This window comes from Deltaproteobacteria bacterium (genome assembly GCA_016219225.1).
Taxonomy (GTDB): domain Bacteria; phylum Desulfobacterota; class RBG-13-43-22; order RBG-13-43-22; family RBG-13-43-22; genus RBG-13-43-22.
Map to the genome: position 1 here is coordinate 1 of JACRBX010000258.1, position 10,766 is coordinate 10,766.

13 protein-coding genes are annotated in these 10,766 nt (G+C 51.6%); 11 read left to right on the plus strand and 2 right to left on the minus strand.

From position 1 onward, the window contains the following. Positions 1–339: 339 nt before the first annotated feature. On the minus strand, positions 340–954 hold the full coding sequence (locus HY879_21230; GenBank protein MBI5605865.1) for a methyltransferase domain-containing protein: 615 nt from the start codon (positions 952–954) through the stop codon (positions 340–342). A 197-nt stretch (positions 955–1,151) separates the two neighbouring features. On the opposite strand from HY879_21230, the gene HY879_21235 reads away from it, so the two are divergent. Genes HY879_21235 through HY879_21245 form a run of 3 tightly spaced genes read left to right on the plus strand, consistent with a single transcriptional unit; the run spans position 1,152 to position 2,085 of the window. Continuing rightward, a complete protein-coding gene (locus HY879_21235; protein MBI5605866.1) occupies positions 1,152–1,601 on the plus strand; it encodes a D-tyrosyl-tRNA(Tyr) deacylase in 450 nt (149 codons plus the stop codon). Positions 1,602–1,611: 10 nt separating this feature from the next. After that, positions 1,612–1,842 (plus strand): DUF1285 domain-containing protein, encoded by a 231-nt coding sequence (locus tag HY879_21240; protein ID MBI5605867.1) that lies wholly within the window; start codon positions 1,612–1,614, stop codon positions 1,840–1,842. Between the two features lie 33 nt (positions 1,843–1,875). Continuing rightward, positions 1,876–2,085: a hypothetical protein gene (locus HY879_21245; protein MBI5605868.1), complete on the plus strand. Its 210-nt coding sequence runs from the start codon at positions 1,876–1,878 to the stop codon at positions 2,083–2,085. A 40-nt stretch (positions 2,086–2,125) separates the two neighbouring features. On the opposite strand, the gene HY879_21250 is transcribed toward HY879_21245, so the two are convergent. After that, positions 2,126–3,154, minus strand: a complete 1,029-nt coding sequence (locus tag HY879_21250; GenBank protein ID MBI5605869.1) for a glycosyltransferase family 9 protein — start codon at positions 3,152–3,154, stop codon at positions 2,126–2,128. Between the two features lie 163 nt (positions 3,155–3,317). Between HY879_21250 and HY879_21255 the strand changes: the two genes are divergently transcribed. The 8 genes from HY879_21255 (at position 3,318) to HY879_21290 (ending at position 10,525) form a co-directional block, all read left to right on the plus strand. Next, positions 3,318–3,731 carry a hypothetical protein gene (locus HY879_21255; GenBank protein ID MBI5605870.1) on the plus strand — a complete coding sequence of 138 codons (414 nt, stop codon included), beginning with the start codon at positions 3,318–3,320 and terminating at the stop codon, positions 3,729–3,731. A gap of 377 nt (positions 3,732–4,108) precedes the next feature. Then, the gene (locus HY879_21260) at positions 4,109–4,426 is read left to right on the plus strand and encodes a hypothetical protein (protein ID MBI5605871.1); all 318 of its coding nucleotides are present in this window, start codon (positions 4,109–4,111) and stop codon (positions 4,424–4,426) included. A 31-nt stretch (positions 4,427–4,457) separates the two neighbouring features. Further along, complete coding sequence (gene rarD, locus HY879_21265) at positions 4,458–5,345, plus strand: EamA family transporter RarD (protein ID MBI5605872.1); 888 nt, start codon at positions 4,458–4,460, stop codon at positions 5,343–5,345. Between the two features lie 430 nt (positions 5,346–5,775). After that, complete coding sequence (locus HY879_21270) at positions 5,776–6,930, plus strand: ABC transporter substrate-binding protein (GenBank protein MBI5605873.1); 1,155 nt, start codon at positions 5,776–5,778, stop codon at positions 6,928–6,930. 276 nt (positions 6,931–7,206) lie between these two features. Beyond that, positions 7,207–8,067: a branched-chain amino acid ABC transporter permease gene (locus tag HY879_21275; GenBank protein ID MBI5605874.1), complete on the plus strand. Its 861-nt coding sequence runs from the start codon at positions 7,207–7,209 to the stop codon at positions 8,065–8,067. A gap of 22 nt (positions 8,068–8,089) precedes the next feature. Then, on the plus strand, positions 8,090–9,046 hold the full coding sequence (locus HY879_21280; GenBank protein ID MBI5605875.1) for a branched-chain amino acid ABC transporter permease: 957 nt from the start codon (positions 8,090–8,092) through the stop codon (positions 9,044–9,046). Further along, on the plus strand, positions 9,034–9,837 hold the full coding sequence (locus HY879_21285; protein ID MBI5605876.1) for an ABC transporter ATP-binding protein: 804 nt from the start codon (positions 9,034–9,036) through the stop codon (positions 9,835–9,837). Before HY879_21280 ends, HY879_21285 begins: the two co-directional genes overlap by 13 nt. After that, complete coding sequence (locus HY879_21290; protein MBI5605877.1) at positions 9,821–10,525, plus strand: ABC transporter ATP-binding protein; 705 nt, start codon at positions 9,821–9,823, stop codon at positions 10,523–10,525. Before HY879_21285 ends, HY879_21290 begins: the two co-directional genes overlap by 17 nt. Positions 10,526–10,766 lie beyond the last annotated feature (241 nt).

Here is a 10,766-nt window from a genome sequence, read left to right on the forward strand (position 1 = left end):
AAGTCCAAAAGCGCCGATTTACGTCATTCCCGTGAAAACGGGAATCCAGTGTTTTTAATTAGTTACATATAGCCTGGATTCCCGCCGGCGCGGGAATGACGAGTTTTTACGAGACCATCAAGATTCGTATTTTCATGTCAAGCCGTCATGACCCATCGGGTCACCACAAAGCATGAAAATATTATTTAACCGTGGAGTTAGCTCGTCATTATAGCGAAAGCCGGAATCCAGGCTAAAAAAAATCCGTAACCCCTCCTGGATGCCGGATAGAGCCTGCCCCGTACTTGATACGGGGTCCGGCATGACGGAGAACATACAAGCCTGGAGGTTAATCCAGGGTTATTTTCGAACCAAGACGATCTTAATAAAACCTCCAAACCCGGCTGGTTCTTCATAGACAATTTTAAGAGTAGTGGAGTCGAGAATAGGGCCTAACTGACGAGTGATGTTGGTAGCGATTACATTGGTAAAGAGGTTTAATAACTTCCGCCCCCAAGAAGGTTTTTGGTTATCGGGAAGAAATTTATCAAAAATGACGGCCCGCCCCTCTTTCTTCAAGACCCGTTCCACCTCCTGAATACAGCGGATGGGGTCAGGAATGATGGCCAGGACAAGGTGGAGGATAACCGCATCAAAAGACTCCGGATCATATTGAAGATTCTGCCCATCCATCACCTCGGCTTTTACCTTCAAGCCGAGTCTATTGGCTCGCCGGGCCAATTGCTGCACCATGGCCGAGGTAATATCATTGGCCTCTATGCTGATATCATTAGGAAGAAACTCCAGATCCAATCCTGTCCCGGCACCTACAATAAGCACCCTTTCTTCGGATTTCAAATCCAGCAGCTCAATGGAACGACGTCTCTGGGCAGCAAACCATCGGGCGGCCAGGTCATAAAAAGGCGCATAAAGAGAATAGCGAATCCGGTTCCAGGTGTTGGTATTAATCCTCATAAAAATATCATAGACCATTTACCCGGACAAATCCACATTTCCATAACCCTGGTTAAAACTCCTAAGAGTGTTTTGACAGACCAATTTCATTGTGCTAAATAAGATGTCTGATGATCGTGTTACAGAAATGAAATTTTTATATTAATAAAATAGGACCAGAATAGATCAGGTATCTTGCCGGATAGCAGGAAAAAACCATGCGACTAATTGTTCAAAGGGTCAGGGAAGCCCGGGTTACGGTCAACAGGGAGACGGTCGGGGAAATCGGCCCGGGTCTGCTGGTTTTTTTGGGTGTAGGCAGAGAAGATACCGAAGCCGATGTAAATTATTTAGTGGAAAAGGTCCTTAATCTCCGTATCTTCTCCGATACCCAGGGAAAGTTTAATCTTTCCTTGATCGAAACGGGCGGGGCCTTGTTGGTGGTCTCTCAATTTACCCTCTGGGGAGATTGCCGGAAAGGCCGGCGCCCTTCCTTTTCCGAATCGGCCCCCCCTGCTCTGGCTGAACCCCTGTACAACCTGTTCTTGGAAAAGGCCAGGGAGAAAAGTGTCCCCGTGGCCGGCGGCCGTTTTCAGGAGATGATGGAGGTTTATCTGATTAATGATGGACCGGTGACCTTGCTTCTGGACAGTAAAAAAAATTTTTAAATGGAGAATTATGAGTGAGAACAGCAATCCGTTACCTCCCTGCCTGATCTTTGTAAGCAAAGAAGGGAAATGGTATCATCAAGGAGCGGAGATCATCCATCGGCCCATCTTCCTCTGGCTGATCCAAAGTCTGGAGAAAACGGAAGACGGCCTCTTTATTGTCCACCTCAACAACCAAAAATGTTATCTCGAGGTAGAAGATACCCCGTTGGTGGTCCGGCAGGTGGATCTGGTCAGCTAGGGAACTGAGGCGCGGGAACAGATCCGGCTGACTTTGAATGATGACTCCCAGGAAGAACTCGACCCTGAGACCGTGAGGATTAACGCCGAAAGCATCCTTTATTGTCAGGTCAAAAAGGGTCAATTCCCGGCCCGATTCCTCCGTCCGGCTTACTATCAGATCGCCGAATATATTGATGAGGAAGACACCGGGGGGTTTGTTCTTCTATTAAACAAAAAAAAGTATTCTATCCGGGCGATCTAAAGCCTTAAAAGGCCAATAAAGCAGGGCAGCAGCTTTCCCTTCAACCTTGAACTTTGAACCTTGAACCTTGAACAGTGTCAATAGTCTCCAGCACCTGCCGGGCGGTTAAAGAAGCCAGACATCCTTTATGAAGACATACCCGCCTGGTTTCGGGAATACACGGTGCACAGGGGATAGAAGGGGAAAGGATCCTGACTTTTTTCCCTTTCGGTCCCCAGAAGATGGGATCGGTGGGGCCGAAGAGAACGACTGTCGGAAGACCCAGGGCTGCGGCCAGGTGGGAGACACCGGAATCATTACCCAGATAACCGGCACACTGACTCAATACCCCGGCCAGAACCGGCAAGGTCACACTCCTAATGATCGGGAAACCCCGGGCCTCGATCATCTTGACCGTTTCCGGTGAGGTCTCCTGTTCAACCGGTCCCATAAGAAAAAAAGGCTGGGCCTTTTTTAAGGAGCGGAGTTCCTGGGCTACTTCTAAAAAACCTTCCAGCGGCCAGTTCTTGTGAGGGCTTCCGCTGCCGGAATGCATAGCCCAAAGGGGCAACCCTTCTCCTGGTTTGGGGATTTGTCTTAAATATTCGAGGCCCTTTTGGAGATCTTCCGGGGACGGAAAAATGATTTTCTCAGATTCAACCCAGGGGATATTTTCGAATTTTAAAATTTCTTTTTGAAGACTTTGAAGAGAGCTATTCTGTTGTACATCCGGAAAAGAAGGTATCCAGACCGTCTTTGCCAATCCGGCAGAGAATAGGCCTTGAATCAGGACTTCAGGCTTATTTGCTGAAAAAAGATAGGCTTTCTGAAAAGAGGACAGAAAATCCCGGAATCGATCCGGGACCTTGGATTTTTCCTGGAAAAGCCCGGCCCAATCTTTTCGATGGATGGAAACAACTTCCTGGGCATAAAAACGGCGGTGCAAAAGGGCCAGGGTTTCCGGGTTCCCGGCCATGTTCCAGGGCGTCGACCCATGGAATAAACGCATAGAATAAAGGGCCGGCAGAGACATGATCAGGTCTCCCAGGGCACCCTGGTGGATGATCAGGATTGGTTTTGATGCGTTCATGAAATTAAAAAAATTAGGACGCTGATTTTCGCCGATACTCGCAGATAATTATTATTTATATTCAAAATCTTGGCAATCTGCACGATCGGCGAAAATCTGCCGATCCGAGTCGATCTGCGTCCAAAAAGGAAATTCCTATACCATTAAATTAAAGGGGATGGTTATGCCTTCATTAAAGATAGTTTCCCTACCGGAAAATTTTCGTCTCGAACCCCGGGGCTGGTCTTTCGCCCCCTTTAAAGATCTTTCTCTGATTCCTCAGATCGAAATCGACTGGACCACCTTCCACACCGTTTCCATGGAACCCGGGACCATCCGGGGAAATCATGTTCACCCCCAGGTTACGGAGTGGCTGTTTTTTTGCGGCGGTCCCATTCTATTGGCCTGGCAGGACCCGGATTCTGAGAAGGTTAAAAAATCCCTCATCGAAGATTCTCATACCTTTGTCATCATCCCCCCCGGTGTCAAACATGCGGCCAAAAATGAGAGCCCCGACCCGTTGTATCTGATCGCCTTCCGAAGCCCGGCCCCGCCCTCTCAGGAACCGGAAGTGCTGCCGGCTATTTTAATCGATTAAACAGGGGGGCGTAAGGCAGAGATTATCCTACCAGTATGCCCATAAAATTTAATTGTTGCAAAATATTTGTCAACCTATTATTAATTATTTATAAGAATTTTAGGGATAATCCGTTAAATTTAAAGATTGACATTAAATTCCATATTTCTTAACATTATAGTTAATAAACGTGGAACAATATCTTGCCCGACAAAAAGCCCGCGCATACCAATCTAAAACATTTGTCGTCCAACCTTCTTGAGGAATACGGGAAACGGTTTCCAGGTTATGTCCGATCTCGGGTAGCAGAGATCTTGAAAAAATAATGCATTGCCGGGTGTTCGAAAGAGTTATCCTGTCCCTGTGCGACACAATATTTAAGATCGGAGAGAAATCCAGTGGGCGAATTGTCGCAGTTTAAAGATCTGGCGATTGATTGGGAGATGGGTCCGGCGGACGCCGTGGCCTGTTATCTGGAATGGGGCAACACCGGTTATTCCGGGCGCTATGTCGATTCAGAAAAGGAGACCTATTATTTTTCCATCGACACCTGGCAAGAGCCCTATAAGGTCCGTTTGCAGAAGATGACCAAGGACGGAGCGGAAAGTCTATACGAAATCGTGCTTCCCGCGAAATTCCGGCACTGTTGCGATCACGCCAAAGGCGTTTATCCTCTTCCACCGGAAGTCAAAGAATGGTTGGAAACCCTGTTTTGAACCTGATAATAGTCGTTGAATCTCAAGCCGAATGAACAGAGGACATTGGTACGCGATAGGAGCTTACGGTCTGTGGGGCCTTTTCCCTATTTATTGGAAATGGCTTCATCACGTCCCGGCAGTTCAGATTCTCTGCCATCGCATCTTCTGGTCTTTCCTTTCGTTATCCGTCCTGGTCCTGCTGTCACGGCAAGGGATGCTTTTTACCAGGGCTATTTTGCGGCCTCGGGTATGGTCTGTGTACATCCCGGCGGCGGGATTGATCACGATCAACTGGCTTACTTACGTCTGGGCGGTCAATGCCGGTTTTGTCGTCGAGACCAGCCTCGGCTACTTCATCAATCCCCTGCTCAGCGTATTGCTGGGAGTTATTTTCCTGCGTGAACAGCTTCGACCCTGGCAATGGGTCTCTGTCGGGTTGGCCGCCCTGGGCATCCTCTATTTGACCTTCTCCCATGGCTCCCTGCCCTGGATCGCCCTGACCCTGGCCTTTTCCTGGGCCACCTATGGGCTGATCAAAAAGGTCGCCCCCCTTGGGTCCCTTCACGGATTGACCCTGGAAACAGGCATCCTGCTTTTGCCGGTGCTTATCTACCTGACCTATGCCGACCGGGTCGGCCAAGGGGTCTTTCTGCATAGCGGCCCGGCCACCGATCTTCTGCTGATTGCCGGCGGACCGGTCACCACCATTCCCTTGTGGTTGTTTGCATCGGCTGTTCGGCGCATCCCGCTTTCTGTGGCCGGCATTCTGCAATACATTGCCCCGACGATACAATTCCTGATCGGCGTCCTGGTCTTCCAGGAGGCGTTTAGCGTTGCCCGGTTCATCGGCTTCGGACTGGTTTGGACAGGTCTTATCCTGTTTGGACTGGAAGGTTATCTGATGCATCGCACCCTTCGGAGATCTGGCCTTCATTAGTGTCTATCCGGAAACAGTGACTTCCCGGAAAGTGCCTTCCCCTCTTCGTCTATAACCCAAGTAAAAAATAAATAAAAATGCCGAAACGATATTGAAAAGAAAGCTGTTGGCCGGGCATTTGGGACGGAAAACCGGAAAAGACGGGTATGAATACAATCCGGATGGAAGCCAAAAAAAAGCTTGACAAGTAAATTAGAATAGTATAATTCGACAGTATACGGTCGACAGTCTACAATTTTTTGGAAAAAGAGACCTGGCAACCCCAAAAGTTAAAAGAAGAGCATTCAGGGTCATTGTGCATTACGCTTCTGAAGGCTGTACCTCATCCCCGCTTTTTCGAAAGCCATACCAATAGGAAAATCGGCTCGAGTGTCGGGTCGTTCCTAACAATAGAAGTCCCGGCTAAACCGGCATGCAAAGGAGGAAACAGATGAAGAAAGCCATGATAAGAATGAGCATGATTGTCTTATGGTGCGCCTCGTTGTTCGTTGTCCCTTTTCTCGCTTACGGGGACGAGGTTAACATCGGGGTCATCATGCCCCTGACGGGGAAGGTCGCCGCCGTCGGGCTCGACACCCTCCACGGGGCCCAGATCGCCGCCAAGGAAATCAACGATGAAGGCGGCATTAACGTGGGCGGAAAGAATTACAAGATAACGATCCGGCAGTATGACGACGAGGCTTCGGCCGCCAAAGCCGTTGCGGGTATGCAACTGTTGAAAGACCGGTACAACGTACGAGTGGTCATCCAGGGGCTAAGCGGCCCCACCATGGCCTGCCTGGAGAAAAACGAGCGGTTAGGTGTTCTCATCATAGGCTTCTTCAAAGCACCCGAAGCCACCTCGCGGGGGAACAAACTGGTCCTGCGCCATCAGCAGACGGCGGACGACGATGCCCGGGACTGTGCCCGCGCGGCGGTGAAGATCCTCAAGGCCAAGACCTATGCCCTGATTTCCGACACCAGTGATTGGGGGAAGGCCTCGGCTGAAGGGTACGAGGAGGTTTTCGAGAAACTGGGGGTCAAAAAAGTAGCCAGCGAGTGGTTCGACGAGCGGACGCAGACCGATTTCCGGGGGCAGTTGACGAAGATCAAGGCCGCCAAACCGGACGTCATCATGCTCACGGGCCACGATGAATCGTCGGCCGGCGTCATCACGCAGGCCCACGAGCTGGGGATCAAGACGCCCTTCGTGGTCACAACGGGCTTTGGCGTCACGGGCGAGAAACTGACCGGTCCGAAGTTAACCGAAGGATACTTGAAGCGCATTGAATTTACCAGCAAGACGCCCTGGCCGCCCGCCAACGCCCGCTACCGGACACAGTTGTACCCGGCCATGGGATTCAAGGAACCGGCCGCCGGTTACGGTCTGAGCTCTTATGCCAGCATCCACATCATTGCCCGGGCCATGCAAAAGGCCGGCACGATCACGGAGGCCCTCAAGATCCGGCAGGCTGCGGCCTCGGTGCTTCCCCTCCCGGAGAAATACAACACGACCGGTGTCTCCGCCTTTCAGGAAAACGGATCAGGGGTCATTACAGGGGAGATGGGGGTCTACCGGGACGGAAAATTGGTCCCCATAAAATAAGCGTCCCGGGGAACAGTGGGATTTCTGTTCTACCTCCTCTTGAGAATAACGGTTGGTCATCACCCTGGCTTTGCCCCAAGATGATGGCCAACCGTTGATACAAACGCTGATTCCATGGAGCGGGAGGTATGCGGCATGACCGATCTCAGCGAGTACAATAGATTATAAGAGTCATCTCCCTAAGGAAGCATGAGAAAGATGGATTCCCGTTACGTAACATAAGATCCTCCTTAACCGGCTCGGATATAGAGAATCCCCGAGCGAGGTGTTTTTACGATGGCCGAATTTCTGCAATATACCGTTAATGGCTTGATCGTCGGCAGTTCTTATGGTCTGCTTGCCTTGGCGATGACCTTGATCTATGGAATTCTGTCGGTTCCCAATTTCGCACTCGGCGGCATTTATGCCCTTGGGGCCTTCGTTGCTTTCTATGTCGTCCAGTGGCTGGGTCCGGGCTACTATCTATCCAGCCTCTTCCCGGCTGTTTTGATCGGTATGATCATTGCGATCGTGACGGAGAGAATCGTCTTTCGCCCGCTCCACGGCGCACCGCATGCAGCAGGGTTTATTGCCGCCCTGGGGTTGTATTCCATCCTGGAAGGAGGCTGGGCCGTCCTGTTCGATCCGACCTGGAAGAAAGTCGCCTCCCCTTACAATAACATTTTTCTTCAGCTTGGTCCCGTCTCCCTGACGCTTCAGCGACTCGTTATCTTTGTGTTCTGCCTGCTGTTCGCCCTGGGGACCTATATCCTGATCTATCGGACCCTGACAGGAAAAAGGATTCGCGCCGCTTCCGAAAACAGTGACGTTGCGCAGTTGCTCGGCATATCCCCGTACAGCACGACATCGATGACCTTCATTGTCGGCTGCGTCCTGGTAAGTATCGCGGGTGTGCTTGATGCGCCGACCGCCCTGGTAGGCGCAAGCATGGGGATGACGCCAATCACCAAGGCCTTTATCGTGGTGGCCCTCGGAGGTCTGGGAAGCGTTCCAGGCGCCATCGTCGGGGGGATTATCCTGGGATTGGGAGAGAATTACGGCGCCGCCTATATCAGTTCCATGTACAAGGATCTCTTTTCCTACGGGCTTTTCGTCGTGGTTCTCCTCTTGCTGCCCCATGGATTGTACCGCCGTTAACCAGAAGGAGTAGGTATACTATATGCGATCGAAATCAGTTGTTTACCTTATTTTCGGACTGGTGGTTTTCCTGCTTCCCTTTCTGCTCCCGTCCGATTACTGGATTTACATGTTCACCATGGTCGGGATTTATATGATCCTGGTCGGCAGTCTCGATCTGGTCTATGGGTATACGGGTCTGGTTTCCCTGGCCCATGCCGCTTTTTTCGGTATCGGCGCTTACAGTTCCGCCATCCTGCAGGTCAAGTTGGGTGTCCCTCTGATACCGGCCCTCATCGCGGGCACGCTGATAACGGCCTGCATTGCCGTCGTCATCGGCTGGCCGATGCTGCGCATCCGGGGGCCTTATTTCGTCCTGGGAACGCTTGCCATTGGGATTGCCATCTCGATCATCATTCACAACTGGAACAGCCTGACGGGGGGAGTCAGCCTATCAGGCATTCCCATGCTCCCGGCAGTTACCGTGATGGGGTTGACGATCGATTTCGCCTCGAAGAAGGTTTTTTACTACGTGATCCTCATCGCCCTCATCCTGACCCAGTTCCTGATTCGCCGTCTGGTCAATTCCCGCACCGGCCGGACGTTCGCCTCGATACGGGAAAATGAAGACCTGGCGGAGGCACTCGGTATGAACGTTTCGCGTTACAAACTCATGTCGTTCGTCACGGCCTGCGCCATCGCCGCCGTCGCCGGAGGACTTTACGCCAACTACATGGAGGCGATCGAGCCGGAAATCGCCGGGGGGCATATGTCGTTCAACCTCCTGGTCATGATCGTTGTCGGCGGCACCAGAACGATTGCGGGAACGATTATTGGGCCCCTTCTGCTCTGGTTTGTTCCGGAGTTTCTCGAGGCGGCCCAAACCTATCGCCCCCTCTTCTTCGGTCTCATCCTGATTGTCGTCATCATTTTAATGCCCACAGGAATTGCAGGCAAGTTGAAAGAACTTCACCCGAGGATGGCCAAATGGATTCCATGACTTCATCGCCTCATGTCCCCCTATTGAGGGCGGAAAAGTTATTCATCAAATTCGGCGCCCTTAAGGCCGTGGTCGATATCGATTTCTCTATTTATCACGGAGAGATCTTCGGCCTCATCGGACCCAATGGCGCGGGTAAAACGACCGTTTTCAACGCAATCACCAATACGGTTCCGTGGAGTGGGGGGGAGGTTCATTTCGACGGCAAGAATATTCGCGATCTGAAACCCTATCAGATCGCGTTGCTGGGGGTTGTGAGAATCTTTCAGGCGGCCACCATTTTCCCGAAAATACCCGTGCTGGTTCATGTCATGAACGGTCTGAACTGCCGGACGAGATCGACGATGTTGGGCGCCTTTCTGCGTACCCCCTTTTCCCGTAGAGAGGAAGTCACCACTCGGAAACGGGCGCAGGAATTGATTAAATTTGCCGACCTGGGAGGTCTCGAAGAATACCCGGCGGAGAGTCTGACCTGGGCGCAGCAGAAGAAGCTCATGCTGGCGACCGCCTTGGCCGCCGAACCGCGGCTGATTCTACTGGACGAACCGTTTGCCGGCATGAACACCGACGAAATTACCGAGATGATCGGGCTGATTCGAAGTATTCGCGACAACGGCACGACCGTTTTCGTCATCGATCACAACATGAAGGTCATGCAACAGATCTGCGATCGCATGATGGTCTTGAACTTCGGGCAGAAACTCATGGAGGGAGAGCCGGAGGCGATCGCCCGGGATCCTCGCGTGATCGAAGCCTACTTGGGGTATGATGAAAATGATTCAGTTGAATAAAGTAAATGTTTATTACGGGAAATCACAGGCCCTGCATGAAATCTCACTATCCGTCCATCCCGGAGAAATCGTAGCCCTCATCGGCGCCAACGGGGCGGGGAAAACGACCGTGCTGAAGGCGATTTCCGGCTTGATTTCCTGGGGTGGAGGCGACATTACCTTCAACAATCAATCCCTTCGCGGCTTGAAGGCGGCACAGATCGCCATGAAGGGCATCTCCCATGTTCCGGAGCGTGGGGGGATCTTCGGAAAGATGACGGTTCTGGAGAACCTGGAGCTTGGCGCTGCAGCCACCCGCGCCGCAGAGGATAGAGAAAGCAGGTTCCAGAAGGTCTTCAACCTTTTCCCTATATTGAAGGAGCGGAAAACCCAACTGGGCAGCCTGCTAAGCGGCGGGGAACGTCAGATGCTGGCCATCGGGCGCGCGATGATGAGCACTCCACAATTGTACCTGCTGGATGAGCCAACCCTGGGTCTGAGCCCCGTCATGGTGAGTCAGATAGCGCGAATTGTAAAGGAAATAAGCAATCAAGGCGGAACCATTCTCCTGGTAGAGCAGAATGCGCGCATGGCCCTGAAGATCTCCCAGCGGAGTTATGTTTTGGAGATCGGACGTATTCTCCGCGAGGGGCCCAGCCGTGAGTTATTGGAGGATGAGGAAGTGAAGAAGAGTTATTTGGGCTCCTAACCATCCCGTATTGCACTATGCTGCCGGCTGACCACATTCGGATGTCATCCGGTTGAGCCGCCTGGAGGAAAGGTCGATTGCGAAATTGGCCCCTTTCTGCCGGACGGATCTTCCCCTGGAAAAAAACAAGAATAGATCGTATAACCAATTGATTGGTATAATTATTTAAGATAATGGTTGGTTAACGTGTACTGCCTACACCTTGCCCTTGGAGTGGGCAAGGTTGGAAGGCCAAATCACA